This is a genomic window from Pseudomonas sp. Bc-h, assembly GCF_002080045.1.
Lineage (GTDB): Bacteria > Pseudomonadota > Gammaproteobacteria > Pseudomonadales > Pseudomonadaceae > Aquipseudomonas.
In genome coordinates this window covers 229,151-244,543 of the sequence record NZ_MUIN01000006.1, presented here as the reverse complement: position 1 = coordinate 244,543, position 15,393 = coordinate 229,151, and the positions used below count along the sequence as shown (strand labels likewise).

Here is a 15,393-nt window from a genome sequence, read left to right as displayed (position 1 = left end):
AAGACGATTGGCCGTGAGTCTGGGCCAGCGCCGTATCAAGGTATTTAGGACGCGTCCGAAACTCATTTGAAGGAGCGGCGAAATGCCAGCCGACAACAAGCCGATGCGCGTGATCCTGGCCGATGACCATCCGATTTTCCTCATCGGCCTGAAAGTTGTAATCGAGCAAGGCCATCGCGCGCAGGTGATTGCCGAGGCGAGGGCCCCGGACGAACTGCTGGAAAAACTGCGAGAGCACCCGTGCGATCTGCTGATCACGGATTTCATGATGCCGGTGGAAGATCAGAACGACGGGCTGCGCCTGCTGGAGCGTATTCGTCGGGAGCATCCGACGTTGCCGATCATTGTCGTGACCATGCTCAACAACGCCGGGCTGTTTCGCTCGATGCTGGCGCTGGACATTCAGGGTTTGCTGAGCAAAGCCAGCATGGCCAACGAATTGCCCGCGGCCATCGACAGCGTCAGTCGCGGCAAACCGTTCATTGCCGACTCGGTGCAACAAAGCCTGCGAGAAGCAGCCGATTATGGCTCGGACACACTGGTCGCCCTGCAGGACCTCTCACCGCGCGAGCTGGAAGTCATCCGCCTGTTCGCCACGGGAATTTCGGTCGGCGCCATCGCGGCACAACTCAATCGCAGCAAGCAGACGGTCAGCGCCCAAAAAGTCAGCGCCATGCGCAAACTTGGCCTGGCGAATGACGCTGCGCTGTTCATATACCTGCAGGAGCATGGTCTGGTCTGATCGACTCCAGGGGCAATACACGCTCAGGGTAATGCTCCAGCGTGTGAAGCCACTTCAACAAGTCCGCTTCGGCCATGGGCCTGGCAATGAAATAGCCCTGAATTACCGGACTTCCCAACATCTGCAAGGCCTCGAAGTCGTCGATGGTTTCAACGCCTTCGACCACCACATCCAGCGCCATTTTCTGCGCCATGAACAACGCCCCGCCTACCACAGCGGTTTTGCGTCTGTCGTCGGCGAGGCCGCGCACGAATTCCGCCGGTATTTTCAACTCGCTGAAAGGCAGCTCAAGCAGCCTCTGAATGTTCGACGCGCCAGTACCGAAATCATCGACGGATAACCGGCAGCCTGCCATACGCAGCCTCAGCAGGTTTTCGAACTGCACAACGGCCATCTGCCGCGCCGATTGCTCGACCACTTCCAGGGTCAGCATTTGTGGTCGCACGGGAAAACGCTCAAGCAAGACCAACAAACGCGGCACGAAATCAGGTTCATCGAGCATCACGGGCGGGATGTTCACCGCCACCGGTAGTGCACGCCCGCGCGACACCAGCTGTTGATAAGACAGGTTGAGTGCCATCTCTAGCATGTGCCAGGTCAGTGCTGCCATTTGCCCGGCTTGCTCCACCAGAGGCAAAAAGCGGCCCGGCATCAGCAAACCATGCTCTGGATGTTCCCATCGGGCCAGCAACTCCACGCCAGCCAGTTCGCCATCCAGCCCGACCTTGGGCTGAAAATGCGCGATCCACTGGGAGGAGTAATCCCGATCGGCGTCGAGAGGCGCGAGTTTTTTCGGATCGGCATCACTCGACGGCTCAGGCTCATCTGCCGTTCCGGATTTGATCCGCAGCCATTTGCTCAGCAATGCACCAATAGCGGCAACCGACGCGGGCTTGCGCATGACACCCAGCACATCAATGCCCTGCTGGCGCGCCAGTTGTGCAGCACCGTCGAGCACCGACTGTTCAGCGCTGCTGAGGATAATCACGGATCGGGCAAGGCCGGTGGCTGCCAGGTGTCCGATCAGCGACAGGCCGTCGCGACCGTCCATTTGCAGGTCACAAATGGCGACGTCGACCGGACCTCGACGATCGAGCGACCCCATCGCCGCCTCGACGTTGTCCGCCGTGAGAACGTCGAACACCTGATTGGCGTTGAGCATCTGATGCAGCGCCATCATCTGGAAAGGATTGTCTTCGAGTATCAGAACCTTGAGCGAACGCACGAGCGGGACCCTCTGCAAACGAAGCCTGTTTCGGCTACGGAATCTGCACTCTAAAGATCTTGCAAACTGCACCCCATAGGACACGTCCTAAAGTGCAGGCAGCTCGGTCAAATGCTCCTCAATGTCCTCGACCAGTTCATCAATTGCGTTATCCAGCTCGCGCCACGATTCATCGACTCTGGCTACGTCCTGCTCATGAACGTCGCCACTCAATTGCGCACACGCCTTGGCCAGAGGTAAGGCGTCGATCAGACACGCCACGCCTTTAAGTCGATGAACGCTGGCGCCCAGCGCCTTCCAGTTGCGCTCGGTGATCGCAGGCCCAAGAGCTTCCCGTTCCTGGCGCAGGTTCTTCCACAGTTCGGCAAGCATGCGCTGGATCTGCACTTCATTGGCCTGCGTCATGCGATGCAGAGCATGAATATCGAAGGGTCCCTGCACCGCATCAACAGGCAGTACCACCTCATCCAGTTTGTCGGCCAGCTGTAGCAGTGAAACCGGCTTGACCAGCAGCGCATCCATGCCGGCCGCTTCACAGCGAACCCGCTCCTCCTCCATGGCGTTGGCGGTGCACCCGATCACAGGGGTGGGGTGACGCTGCTCTTGCTCTTCGATGGCGCGAAGGGTTCGCGTCAGCGCGTAGCCGTCCATTCCGGGCATGTTGCAGTCGGTAATCAGTGCATCAAAATGCCCATCGCGCCACGCTCTCAACGCCGCTTCGCCGCCATCGACGGCAATGACTTCATGCCCGAGCAGTTCCAGTTGCCCCACAAGCACCAGGCGGTTGGCGGACAGATCGTCGGCTACCAGAATACGCAGACGCCGTTCGGCGCTCGGCAATCGATCAGGCGGCTGAGGAGACTCGTCAACGTTCTCAGCGGCGATCAACGGCAGCTCGATTTCAATACGAGTTCCCTGCCCTTCGGCACTGACCAGCGTAACCTCGCCCCCCATCAGATCCACCAGTTGTTTGCAGATACTCAAGCCCAGACCGCTGCTGCCATATTCGCCCGTAACCTGCTCGTCTCCCTGACTGAACGGCTGAAACAGACGCGCTTGCTGCTCGGCGCTGATCCCGATTCCTGTATCGGCGATCTCGATGCGCAATCCGGTCTGGGCAGAACCGGCATGCCGCCCCGTGGCCTTGATCGACACCGAACCTTCAGAGGTGAACTTGAGCGCATTGCCGATCAGGTTATGCAGGATTTGCCGCAGCCGCAGCGGGTCAATCCAGTACGCCTGCTCGACCTCAGGGGCGATTTCGAGGGTCAATAACAGGCCTTTTTCCTGCGCCCGCGCCAGAAACAGCCGATGGACATCCTCAACGAAGGGTCTTATCGGGGTTGCCACGGTGGACAGCTGCAGCTTGCCGGACTCGATTTTTGCCAGATCCAGCCCCTCACCAATCAGTTCCACTAACTCCCGAGCGGCCCGGTGAGCGACTTCCAGACCTTCGGACGGTTCTTCACCGCGCTGGCGGGCCCGTTCGCGCTCCAGCTCAAGCAGCCCGATGATCGCGCCCATGGGCGTTCGAATGTCGTGGCTCATGTTGGCGAGAAAGGTGCTCTTGGCCCTGTTTGCCTGGTCGGCCCGCTGTTGGGCAACCGTCAATTCACGTTCGAGCCGCTTGCGTTCGGTGATGTCGATCCAGCCGCCCAACAGTCCCTGCAACTGACCGTCCGAGCGATAAAACGGTACGGTCCATTGCCAGGCATCAATGTGCTGACCGTTGAGCACCATGCTGCGGTCGGCAAACACCGGCTCTTCGGTTTCCAGCAAGGTCATGTAGTCGGCGTGCATCTGTTCGGCACTGGGGCGGGGAATCAGATCCACGTCAATCAGACGCCGACCGTTCATCTGCTCGTAGCTGATGCCAAAACTCTCTTCATAACTGCGATTGCAGGAAATCAGCCTGCCGTTGAGGTCGCGAACGTAGATCGGGTTGGGAATACCGTCGAGCAACGCGCGCTGGAAAGCCAGCTGATCGTTCAGTTTCTCTTCGGCGCGCAAGCGTTGGCGGATCTGAAACTTGAGCCGGCTGCTCCAGGTGAGGGACACCAGTCCCAGCAGCAACGCCACGGCCAGCGCCCAGAAAACCCAGTTGGGAATGCGCTGCCACAATGACGGTTGAGAAATAACCGCCCCCAGCCACTTCATCCGGATGGCGCGCATCTCGGCGACCGGAAACTCATCGAGCGCCTTGTTCAGAATGCTCAATAGCTCGGGCTCGGTCTTGATCACCGAAAAACGATCCGGGGACCATCTGCCCTCGACGCTGCGCCCCACTTTCAACCGCCCCGGCGGGTACAGCCAGGCCCCCGCCTCATTCTGAATGGTCGCGTAGGCCTGACCAGTTTCAACAAGTTGGCGGGCATCATCGTAGGTCGGTACCAGGCGCAGCTGAATATCGGGGTGGTTGGCCTGGATGAACTCCTGAAGCGCGTGTCGGGCAGGTAATGCGAGCGTCTTGCCCGCCATCTGTGCCAGGCTGATCTGCGTTGAGTGATCCGAGCGGACCACGAACACCCAGCTATTTCCCCCGAAGGCGTAGGTGAAGTCCAGCAACGCCCTGCGCTCAGGGGTCTCCGCAAGCGTGGTGTTCATGTCTGCCGAGCCTGCGGCCAGAGCCTCCAACGCTGCCTGGGTGGAAGGCATGACCTGATGCACGAACTTGAGCCCCGTCATACGCGAAATACGGTTGAGCACGTCGATGTTCAAACCGATCCAGCGCTCGCTGGAGTCTTTGAAGATATAGGGGGGTTGCTGAGTGGAGGCCACGATGACGCGGGAGTGCTTGCGAATCCACTGCTGCTCGGCCGCGCTGAGGTGAATACGCTGGCTGGCCACATCGGCGCCCAACCCAACGGTCCAGCGTCCCAGAATTTCCCGCTCCGTGGACTCGTCGAGACTCGCCAGTGACCGATTGAACAATGACATCAGCCTTGAATCATCCTTGCGCAGGCCGAACGAAAATCCTGTTGGGGGCAAAAGGCTGTCGAACTTGATCTGCAGCCCTAGAAAAGGTTTCAGCGCGATGTAGGAACGTACAATGACTTCGTTGCCGATAAACACGTCGACATCGCCTTGCGCGAGCGCCTCCATCGCGCTGAACAGCGTGGGCGCCAGAACGATGTCACTGTCGGGGTATACGCGGTGCAAAGTATCGGCATCGGCGTAGCCATCCAGCAAGGCAACGCGCTTGCCTGTCAGCGATGCCGAGAGACTCAAATCGTTACCGCGCCCCACCACCACGCCCCGATCCGGCAGGTAGTCACGAGTGAACGCCAGCCCCTTCACGCCACGCTCATAGCCATTGGCACTGGTCAGAAGATCAATCTCACCCGCTAGAAGGGCCGCCACGCCCTGCTCACGCTTGGCGAAGCCTGAGACCCTCACGGGAATCCCGAGTTTGGCACTGATCAGGCTCAGATAGTCGGCGCTCAGCCCCTGGTAGCGATTGCGGTCGCTGGTGATGTCGATGGGTTCGTAATCGGCTATCGCAATGCCCACCCGCAGCACCTTGTGCTCATCCAGCCACTGACGATCGGCCGTATCGAGTGCCAGCGGCTGCTGGCTGAGAAACGGAGCGCTCAAGGCGAACGGCAGTGACTCGGCTGCCTCGCCTGGTCGGCTCCAGATACACACCAGCAGCAGTGCTGCACACAGCGCATATCGAAGAATTCTGGTCTGGATGCGTACGCGTTGAGCGTGCATGGTCATTGGTATTACGGCCACTGAGTTATCCGCGAAATTCAAAATACCTCGCAAGTGTGGCACGCAAAAACAAGAAGGCCCGCTGGAGAGCGGGCCTGAAGTTGTTACACGGCGAGACCGTTACAGCGGTTTGCCACGGTTGCCATGCTGGCTGACAAAGGCCTGCATGGCTTTGAGGTCATTTGGCAGAACGGTGCAGCGCTCGTCACGCTCAAACAAATCAGACAAATGTGCAGGCAGCTCAAGCGCTTTTCCTACACCAGCTTTTTGCACAGCTTCCGGGAATTTGACCGGATGCGCAGTGCCCAGAATGACCATCGGCGTATCGAGGCTGCGACGGCAATCACGGGCGGCCTTCACACCGATGGCAGTGTGCGGATCCAGCAGCTCGCCGGTGCTGGCGAACACTTCAGCGATGGTTTCGCAGGTCTGCTCATCGCTCACCGCGAGCGAATCGAACAATTTGCGGGTTTCGGTCCAGCGGTCCTCTTCGACGCTGAAACCACCGCCCTGCTTGAAGCTGTCCATCAACGCCGCGATGGCGGAACCGTTGCGACCGTGCATGTCGAACAGCAGACGTTCGAAGTTCGACGAAACCATAATGTCCATGGAGGGCGACAAGGTCGCGTGCAGGGTTTCCTTGACGTACTGATTGCCGCTCATGAAGCGGTGCAGGATGTCGTTGCGGTTGGTGGCGACGATCAGTTGGCTGATCGGCAGGCCCATGTTGCGAGCCAGGTAGCCGGCGAAGATGTCACCGAAGTTGCCCGTTGGTACCGAGAACGCCACCGAGCGTGCAGGACCGCCCAATTGCAGGGCCGCGTGGAAGTAGTAGACGATCTGGGCCATGATTCGCGCCCAGTTGATCGAGTTGACCGCTACCAGTCGCGTGCCTTTGAGGAAGCTCTGGTCAGCGAAGCTATTCTTGACCATTTCCTGGCAATCATCGAAGTTGCCTTCGATGGCGATGTTGTGGATGTTGTCGCCGAAGATAGTTGTCATCTGGCGGCGCTGAACATCCGATACACGATTGTTCGGGTGCAGGATAAAGATGTCGACGTTGTCGCAACGGCGGCAACCTTCAATCGCAGCCGAGCCGGTATCACCAGAAGTCGCACCGATGATGACCACGCGCTCACCGCGTTTTTCCAGCACGTAATCCAGCAACCGACCCAGCAGTTGCAGAGCGAAATCCTTGAAGGCCAGGGTCGGGCCGTGAAACAGCTCCATCACCCATTCATTGCCATTGAGCTGGCGCAGCGGCGCCACTGCGCTGTGGGCGAACACACCATAGGTTTCTTCAAGGATCTTCTTGAAATCGGCGTCCGGAATGCTGCCGGTAACGAACGGACGCATCACGCGGAATGCGAGTTCGTGGTATGGCAGACCTGCCCAGGAAGCGATCTCTTCCTGAGTGAAACGTGGCAGGTTTTCAGGCACGTACAAGCCGCCATCGCTGGCGAGGCCTGCAAGCAGCACGTCTTCGAAATTCAGGGCCGGTGCCTGGCCACGGGTACTGATATAGCGCATGTCTTCAAACCTTCGGTTTGAGCTGCAAGCCTCAGTCTGCAAGCTACCGGTAAAGCTAACCCACCTTTACCTGACGCCCGCCGCGTGAAGCTCGCTGCTGTGTGATTTTGCGAGCGGCTTGTAGCTTGAAGCTTGCCGCTGCCTCAATTTAGTTAAGGTGCTCAACGCGGATGCGAACAACCGGGCCAGCCACGTCCTGCAACGCTTCCAGAGCCTGGATGGCATCATTCATGCGTTGCTCGACCACGCGATGGGTCAGCAGGATCATCGGCACCAGACCGTCCTGCTCTTCGACTTCTTTCTGCATGATCGATTCGATGTTGATGCCGCGCTCGGACAGGATGCTGGCGACTTGGGCCAGAACACCCGGGTGATCCTTGGCCTGAATGCGCAGGTAGTAGGCGCTTTCACAGGCTTCGATCGGCAGGATCGGGTGGGCCGACAACGAATCCGGCTGGAAGGCCAGGTGCGGCACACGGTTCTCCGGGTCGGTGGTCAGGGCACGCACCACGTCGACCAGATCGGCGACGACGGACGAAGCGGTTGGCTCCATGCCAGCACCGGCGCCGTAGAACAGGGTCGAGCCAGCAGCGTCACCATTGACCATCACAGCGTTCATCACACCGTTGACGTTGGCGATCAGGCGATCGGCCGGGATCAGGGTCGGGTGCACACGCAACTCGATGCCCGATGGCGTGCTGCGAGCGACGCCCAGATGCTTGATGCGATAGCCCAGTGCTTCGGCGTAATTCACGTCAGCGGTGGTCAGCTTGGTGATGCCTTCGGTGTAGGCCTTGTCGAACTGCAGTGGAATTCCGAACGCAATCGAGGCAAGGATGGTCAGCTTGTGGGCTGCGTCGATGCCTTCGACGTCGAAGGTCGGATCGGCTTCGGCATAACCCAGCGCCTGGGCTTCGGCCAGAACGTCCGGGAAGGTACGGCCCTTCTCGCGCATTTCGGTCAGGATGAAGTTGCCGGTACCGTTGATGATGCCGGCGACCCAGTTGATGCGGTTGGCCGACAAGCCCTCACGGATCGCCTTGATCACCGGGATGCCGCCAGCGACTGCGGCTTCGAATGCGACGATCACGCCCTTCTCACGGGCCTTGGCGAAGATTTCGTTACCGTGAACAGCGATCAGCGCCTTGTTGGCGGTGACGACGTGCTTGCCGTTCTCGATGGCCTTGAGCACCAGCTCGCGGGCGATGGTGTAGCCACCGATCAACTCGATGACGATCTCGATTTCAGGGTTGGTCGCCACGTCGAAAACGTCGGTCGTGGTCGGGGTACCGGTAATCTGGCAATTGGGGTTTGGCGTACGCACGGCAATTTGCGCGACTTCGATTCCACGCCCGGCACGGCGGGCAATTTCTTCGGCATTACGCTTTAGCACATTGAAGGTACCGCCACCGACAGTACCCAGCCCACAGATGCCTACTTTGACCGGTTTCACTATGAACTCCCCATAAAACGGCCGACGCGAGGCCGGCCGTGAAAACAACCGCAGTGAATTGCGGCTCGCTGTTGATTACTTGGCGCTGAGTGCCAGTTTGGCGACTTGCGGTGCCGGCTGGTAGCCCGGAATCACCTGACCGTCTGCCAGAACGATGGCCGGTGTGCCGTTCACACCGATGGACTGACCGATCTCGAACTGTCTGGTGACCGGGTTATCGCATTTTGGCGCCTGAATATTCTTGCCATCGACCATGCGGTCCATCGCCCCGCGGCGATCCTTGGAGCACCACACGGCCTGCAGTTGTTCGTCACCTGGCGAGCCCAGGCCCTGACGCGGGAACGCGACATAACGCACTTCGATGCCGCGCTTGTTCAGCTCAGGCACTTCGCCGTGCAGTTTGTGGCAGTACGGGCAAGTGGTGTCGGTGAAAACGGTAATGTGGGACTTGGTCTCGCCAACGGCCGGATACACGACCATCTCTGCAGTCGGGATACCATTGATGGTCTTGGAGATCGCCTGACGCTCGACCTTCTCGGTCAGGTTGACCGGTTTGCCGCCCTGGATCTGGTACAGATTGCCCTGCATCACGAACTGGCCGTCGGCGCTGGCGTAGAGTACGCGGCCGCCCTTCAGGTTGACTTCGTACAGGCCATTGAGCGGGCTGCTGGAAATGCTTTCGACGGGAATCTCCAGGTTCAGCGATTCAAGGGTCTTGCGGATAGCCTTGTCAGACGCCTCGTCGGCGTGGGCGAACAGGCTGAAAGTGCTGGCCAGCGCTACAACGGCAGCACCGATAATACGAGTCACGCGCATGAAAACTCCTCGAGCGGTGGGCAGACGGGCTGGATTGAAAACGGCGGACGCTGGCGTACCGGGGAGTTTTCGAAGCTCCAATCTGCGAAACCGGCAAAGCCTATCACATAAGGCCCGCAACACCGACGCCGACTGATGTAAGACACGTCGTAAATTACCGATGCTTTTTATCCGCGCGGATGGTGCTTGGCGTGCAGATCCTGCAACCGGGCGCGAGCGACGTGGGTATAGATCTGGGTAGTGGACAGATCGCTGTGGCCCAGCAGCATTTGCACCACCCGCAGATCGGCGCCATGGTTGAGCAGATGAGTGGCGAAAGCATGCCTCAGGGTGTGCGGCGACAGGGATTTGCCGATCCCTGCAACCTTGGCTTGAAGCTTTATGCGGTGCCAGAACGTCTGGCGGGTCATCTGTTCGCCACGCAGGCTTGGGAACAGCACATCGCTCGGGCGGCCGCCAAGTATTTCCTGACGCGCATCCCGCACGTAGCGCTCAACCCAGACGATGGCCTCCTCCCCCATGGGCACCAGCCGCTCTTTGCTGCCTTTACCCATGATCCGCAACACGCCCTGACGCAGATTCACCTGCTCCAGCGTGAGACTGACCAGTTCGGTAACTCGCAGGCCGCAGGCGTAAAGCACTTCAAGCATGGCGCGGTCCCGCTGACCGATGGCCTCGCTCAAGTCGGGGGCGGCGAGCAATGCCTCCACGTCCGCTTCCGATAGGGATTTAGGTAGCGGCTTGCCCAACTGCGGCATGTCGACCTGCAACGTGGGATCGACCGGGATCAGCTTTTCCCGCAACAGGTAACGATAAAAACCACGCACGCCAGAAAGGAAGCGCGCACTGGACCGGGCTTTGTAGCCGTTATCCACACGCCACGCCAGGTGATCGAATATCGCCCCGCGGCCGACGCTCATCAGGTCAATACCCCGCTCCTGCAACCAGCCGTTGAACAATGCCAGATCGCTGCGGTAGGCATCACGGGTGTTATCAGCCAACCCTTTCTCCAGCCAAAGGGCGTCGAGGAAGCGGTCGATCATCGGGTGGTCGAGAGCGGGCATGTGAACCTGTGTTCCTTAGCGGATTGAATACGATGCACATCTTACAGCTCGGGCTATGTTCCTCTGTAGCAATCCGGCTTGCCGGCGGTGGCGACTTTTTGCACGCCTGCGCCAGCAAGCCGGACTGCGACTGGCTTTGAACATGGGCCATTGCCCAAATCGCACGCATAAAAAAAGCAGCCCGTAGGCTGCTTCTTTCTGCATCGGAAGACTGGGATTAAACCAGTTTTTCCTTGATGCGAGCTGCTTTACCGGACAGGTCACGCAGGTAGTACAGTTTGGCCTTGCGAACGTCACCACGACGTTTCACAGCCATGCTGTCGATTTGCGGGCTGTAGGTCTGGAAAGTACGCTCTACGCCAACACCGTTGGAGATTTTACGAACAGTGAAAGCACTGTTCACACCACGGTTACGCTTGGCGATGACAACGCCTTCGAACGCTTGCAGACGCGAACGGTCGCCTTCCTTCACTTTCACCTGAACGACAATGGTGTCGCCCGGGGCAAAGGGAGGGATCTCTTTGGTCATCTGCTCTGCTTCGAGTGCAAGAATGATTTTGTTAGTCATGCTGTGCTCCTAAGGTAAACCAATCGGATTTACCATCGATACGTTAACTATCGTCCCGCTCGCGGAGGTATTCCGCCAGCAGCTTCTTCTCTTCTCCAGAAAGCGAGCGGCTTTCCAGAAGATCGGCGCGTCGTTCATAGGTCCGCCCAAGGGACTGCTGTAAACGCCAACGCCGGATGTGTGCGTGATTGCCACTTAGCAACACGTCGGGAACACGCTGATCCGCATACACCTCCGGTCGGGTGTAGTGCGGGCAATCCAGCAGACCATCCGTGAAGGAATCTTCCTCCGCGGAATCCACATGCCCTAAAGCTCCAGGCAGCAGTCGCGTAACCGCATCTATCAGGACCATGGCCGGCAGCTCGCCGCCAGACAACACATAGTCTCCAATCGACCACTCTTCATCGACATGAGCATCAATAAAACGCTCGTCAATGCCTTCATAACGACCGGCAATCAGGATAAGTGCTTCTTCCTGCGCCAACTCGCGTACCGCAGACTGATCCAGCTTGCGGCCTTGTGGCGAGAGGTAAATAACCTTCGCCGCATCCCCGGCAGCTTGCCTGGCCTCAACCAGAGCGTCTTCCAGAGGCTTGATCTTCATCACCATGCCAGGGCCACCGCCAAACGGGCGATCGTCCACAGTGTGATGCCGATCCGTGGTGTAGTCCCGCGGATTCCAACAAGTGAGCTGCAACAGCCCCTGTTTCACCGCACGGCTGGTAATGCCGTATTCGCTGATGGCGGAAAACATCTCGGGAAACAGACTGATGACTTCTATGCGCAGGCTAGCCATTGCTTAGAAATCCGCGTCCCAATCCACCTTCATCTCGCCTGCAACCAGGTCGACTGCCAACACGCATTGCTCCGTATAGGGCAACAGGCGTTCGCGATCATCCAGACTGCCTGCGCAGGGCTTGACCACCATTACATCGTTCGAGCCGGTTTCCAGAAGATGATCGATCTTCCCGAGCAATTGCCCAAGGTGGTCGATGACCTTCAAACCCACGAGCTGGTACCAGTAGTACTCGCCGTCGGTCAGTTCAGGGAACAGATTGCGCGGCACGCAGATCTCATAACCGGCCAGAAGACGAGCTTCTTCACGATCATCAAGACCCTTGAGCTTCGCGACCAGGAACTTGTCGCTCCCGCGTCCGCTGACCAGCTCAACCTGCTTCACACTACCTTCGCGCTTGAGCGTCCAGGTCTTGTACTGCAACAGGTTTTCAGTCGGATCAGTAAAGGAATACACCTTCACTTCGCCGCGAACGCCATGAACAGAATAGATTTTGCCAATAACGATCAAATCATCGGCAACAACTGGCGTCGCGTTCATATTGCTCAGGCCGCAGCCTTAGCAGATTCCTTCAACAGCGAAGCAACACGCTCAGAAGGTTGTGCACCAACGCTCAGCCAGTGGGCCAGACGCTCTTGGTTCACGGACAGACGGATTTCCTGACCACGGGCAACCGGGTTGAAGAAACCGATTTGTTCCTTGTGCGAACCGTCGCGTGGGTTACGGCTGTCGGTCACAGTCAGGTGGTAGAACGGGCGCTTTTTGGAGCCGCCAAGGGCAAGACGGATTGTTAGCATTGAACAATTTCCTGTAGTCGGAGCTGCAAATCTAAGATGCATCGCGGGCACGGGTGCCCGAAAGGCCGCATATTCTAAGGAATATCCGGACGTTTGCAAATGACTTTTTCCGGCGCACGCCGTCAGGCCATCAAGATTTGCCATGGAGCCGTCATCAAAAACGGCACATAAGCGCCTGCGTGAGCAGGCCAGTGGGACGTTTATCCCAAAGAAGGTCGCGCGCAAGGCATGCCCGCGCGCTGCAAATCACATTCTCGGCATGCCGCCGCCGGGCAGCATTCCGCCCATGCCGCGCATCATTTTGGCCATGCCACCCTTGGCAGAAAACTTCTTCATCATCTTCTGCATCTGCTTGTGTTGCTTGATCAGACGCCCGATGTCCTGCACCTGGGTGCCGGAGCCCATGGCGATGCGGCGCTTGCGTGAACCGCTGATCAGGTCAGGGTCGCGACGCTCGGCCGGGGTCATCGAGTTGATGATGGCTTCCATTTGCTTGAACTGTTTCTCGGCCACGGTCTGGGCATTGCCCATCTGCGACAGGTTCACGCCACCCATGGTCGGCAGTTTGTCCATGAGCCCGCCAAGGCCGCCCATGCTCTTCATCTGTTGCAGCTGATCGCGGAAGTCTTCGAGGTCGAAGCCCTTGCCCTTCTTCAGCTTCTTGGCCAGTTTGTCGGCCTTATCCTTGTCGAGGGTCTGTTCGGCCTGCTCGATCAGGCTGAGCACGTCGCCCATGCCAAGGATGCGCGACGCGATACGGTCCGGGTGGAACGGCTCCAGAGCTTCGCTCTTCTCGCCCATACCGATGAATTTGATCGGCTTGCCGGTGATGGCGCGGACCGACAGCGCGGCACCGCCACGGGCGTCGCCGTCGACCTTGGTCAGGATCACACCCGTCAGCGGCAGTGCATCGCCAAACGCCTTGGCTGTATTAGCGGCGTCCTGACCGGTCATGGCGTCGACCACGAACAGCGTTTCAGCCGGTTTGACCGCAGCGTGCAGCGCCTGGATCTCGCCCATCATCTCGGCGTCGATGTGCAGACGACCGGCGGTGTCGAGAATCACGACGTCGATGAACTTGAGCTTCGCTTCCTTGATGGCCGCTTCAGCGATAGCCACCGGCTTCTGGCTGATGTCGGACGGGAAGAAGGTCACGCCGATGTCGTTGGCCAGGGTTTCAAGCTGTTTGATCGCAGCAGGACGATAGACGTCCGCGGAGACCACCATCACGGTTTTCTTTTTGCGTTCTTTAAGGAATTTTGCCAGCTTGCCCGCAGTGGTGGTCTTGCCCGCACCCTGCAGACCTGCCATCAGAATGACCGCCGGTGGCGTGACGTTGAGGGTCAGCTCTTCATTGGCGGCCCCCATCATCTCTTCCAGTTCGGCCTGGACGATCTTCACGAACGCCTGACCCGGGGTCAGGCTGCGTGACACCTCGGTGCCGACGGCGCGTTCCTTGATACGGTTGACGAAGTCTTTGACAACCGGCAAGGCGACGTCGGCTTCGAGCAGCGCCATACGCACTTCACGCAAAGTGTCCTTGATGTTGTCCTCGGTCAGCTTGGCTTTGCCGGTGACCTGGCGCAGCGTCTGCGAGAGACGATCTGTCAGATTTTCAAACATGCGTGATCCTTTGAGTTCGTCATGAACCCCAGTTTATGCGGCTCCGGTCCCTCAGCAGCGCTCGAACGCGATGCATATGTATAGAAGGAACGGCGCTCGGCGAGCCTGTGGCTTGAGCAGGTCGCGGATTATAGCGAAGAGTCCGGCGCACGGACACCATGACGTCTGCTTCTGTGGTCTTTCGTGAAATGTCGGTTCTATGCCAAACTCAGCGGCTTTCGGGCTCGCCCTTCAGGATCTATGTTCCCCTTGTCACCGAGTTTGCTATTCAGCCTCGCCGCCGCCGTTCTCTACGCCGCTGCGACTCTCTATCAAGGCATCCGCCTGCGTCAGGGCAAAAAGGCCGACAAATGGCTGCTGTGCCTGATCGGCACCCTTGCTGTCGCCTGCCAGGCCAGTGCGCTTTTCGGTCAACTGGTGCGCCCTATCGGGCTGGGCCTGGACTTCTTCAGCGCCGCCAGCCTGATCGCCGTGGCGGTGATCATCGTGACCATGCTCGCGTGCATCCGGATTCCGGTGGAAATCCTGCTGATCCTGCTGTTCCCACTGGGGATCCTGACGACTTTGATGGCACAGTTCGCCCCCGCCGGTACGCTGCAGCCGATTGCCGCCGAACAAGGCCTGATCGGGCATATCCTGCTGTCGATCCTGGCCTACGGCATGTTCACCATCGCTGTGTTCCAGGCGCTATTGCTGCTATTGCAGAACCACCAGCTGAAAAACAAGCATCCCTCCGGCCTGATCCGCAACTTCCCGCCGCTGCAAACCATGGAAAGCCTGCTGTTCGGCTTCCTCTGGGCGGGCTGGACGCTGCTGTCGATGTCGCTCATTTCCGGCTGGTTGTTTGTCGAGAATCTGTTCGCGCAGCATCTGGTGCACAAAACCCTGCTGTCGATCCTCGCCTGGATCGTATTCAGCGTGCTGCTATGGGGCCGAACCCGTCTGGGCTGGCGCGGCCACAAGGCTATCCGCTGGACGCTGGGCGGCTTCCTGCTACTGATGCTGGCGTATTTCGGCAGCAAACTCGTACGCGAATATATCCTGCACATCTGACGGGCGCTGACC

At 58.9% G+C, this 15,393-nt stretch carries 13 protein-coding genes; 2 read left to right on the top strand and 11 right to left on the bottom strand.

All coding sequences use genetic code 11. The annotated features are described in order from the left end of the window. Positions 1-82: 82 nt before the first annotated feature. Entirely contained in the window at positions 83-742 is a 660-nt protein-coding gene (locus tag BWR59_RS11665; RefSeq protein WP_230981994.1) for a response regulator transcription factor, read from the top strand. Here BWR59_RS11665 and BWR59_RS11660 read toward each other — a convergent pair. The 11 genes from BWR59_RS11660 to ffh all read right to left on the bottom strand — a co-directional run bounded on the left by BWR59_RS11660 (position 711) and on the right by ffh (position 14,328). Continuing rightward, positions 711-1,967 carry an EAL domain-containing response regulator gene (locus tag BWR59_RS11660; RefSeq protein WP_081565785.1) on the bottom strand — a complete coding sequence of 419 codons (1,257 nt, stop codon included), beginning with the start codon at positions 1,965-1,967 and terminating at the stop codon, positions 711-713. The two genes, BWR59_RS11665 and BWR59_RS11660, sit on opposite strands and share 32 nt — an antisense overlap. An 87-nt stretch (positions 1,968-2,054) precedes the next feature. Then, positions 2,055-5,681 carry a transporter substrate-binding domain-containing protein gene (locus BWR59_RS11655; protein ID WP_081566027.1) on the bottom strand — a complete coding sequence of 1,209 codons (3,627 nt, stop codon included), beginning with the start codon at positions 5,679-5,681 and terminating at the stop codon, positions 2,055-2,057. Between the two features lie 120 nt (positions 5,682-5,801). After that, positions 5,802-7,211: a threonine synthase gene (gene thrC / locus BWR59_RS11650; protein WP_081565784.1), complete on the bottom strand. Its 1,410-nt coding sequence runs from the start codon at positions 7,209-7,211 to the stop codon at positions 5,802-5,804. A gap of 148 nt (positions 7,212-7,359) precedes the next feature. Then, positions 7,360-8,664, bottom strand: coding sequence for a homoserine dehydrogenase (locus BWR59_RS11645; RefSeq protein ID WP_081565783.1), 1,305 nt, complete (start codon positions 8,662-8,664; stop codon positions 7,360-7,362). Positions 8,665-8,739: 75 nt separating this feature from the next. Beyond that, positions 8,740-9,480: a bifunctional protein-disulfide isomerase/oxidoreductase DsbC gene (gene dsbC / locus BWR59_RS11640; protein WP_081565782.1), complete on the bottom strand. Its 741-nt coding sequence runs from the start codon at positions 9,478-9,480 to the stop codon at positions 8,740-8,742. 167 nt (positions 9,481-9,647) lie between these two features. Next, positions 9,648-10,544 carry a site-specific tyrosine recombinase XerD gene (gene xerD / locus BWR59_RS11635; protein WP_081565781.1) on the bottom strand — a complete coding sequence of 299 codons (897 nt, stop codon included), beginning with the start codon at positions 10,542-10,544 and terminating at the stop codon, positions 9,648-9,650. A gap of 217 nt (positions 10,545-10,761) precedes the next feature. Further along, entirely contained in the window at positions 10,762-11,112 is a 351-nt protein-coding gene (gene rplS, locus BWR59_RS11630; protein WP_008018567.1) for a 50S ribosomal protein L19, read from the bottom strand. A gap of 43 nt (positions 11,113-11,155) precedes the next feature. After that, positions 11,156-11,908: a tRNA (guanosine(37)-N1)-methyltransferase TrmD gene (gene trmD / locus BWR59_RS11625; protein ID WP_081565780.1), complete on the bottom strand. Its 753-nt coding sequence runs from the start codon at positions 11,906-11,908 to the stop codon at positions 11,156-11,158. A 3-nt stretch (positions 11,909-11,911) separates the two neighbouring features. Further along, positions 11,912-12,448 (bottom strand): ribosome maturation factor RimM, encoded by a 537-nt coding sequence (gene rimM / locus BWR59_RS11620; protein ID WP_081565779.1) that lies wholly within the window; start codon positions 12,446-12,448, stop codon positions 11,912-11,914. A 5-nt stretch (positions 12,449-12,453) separates the two neighbouring features. Beyond that, the gene (gene rpsP, locus BWR59_RS11615; RefSeq protein WP_081565778.1) at positions 12,454-12,705 is read right to left on the bottom strand and encodes a 30S ribosomal protein S16; all 252 of its coding nucleotides are present in this window, start codon (positions 12,703-12,705) and stop codon (positions 12,454-12,456) included. Positions 12,706-12,951: 246 nt separating this feature from the next. Further along, positions 12,952-14,328, bottom strand: coding sequence for a signal recognition particle protein (gene ffh, locus BWR59_RS11610; RefSeq protein WP_081565777.1), 1,377 nt, complete (start codon positions 14,326-14,328; stop codon positions 12,952-12,954). A 240-nt stretch (positions 14,329-14,568) separates the two neighbouring features. Here ffh and ccsA point away from each other — a divergent pair, with 240 nt between their 5' ends. Beyond that, on the top strand, positions 14,569-15,381 hold the full coding sequence (gene ccsA, locus BWR59_RS11605) for a cytochrome c biogenesis protein CcsA (protein WP_081565776.1): 813 nt from the start codon (positions 14,569-14,571) through the stop codon (positions 15,379-15,381). Positions 15,382-15,393 lie beyond the last annotated feature (12 nt).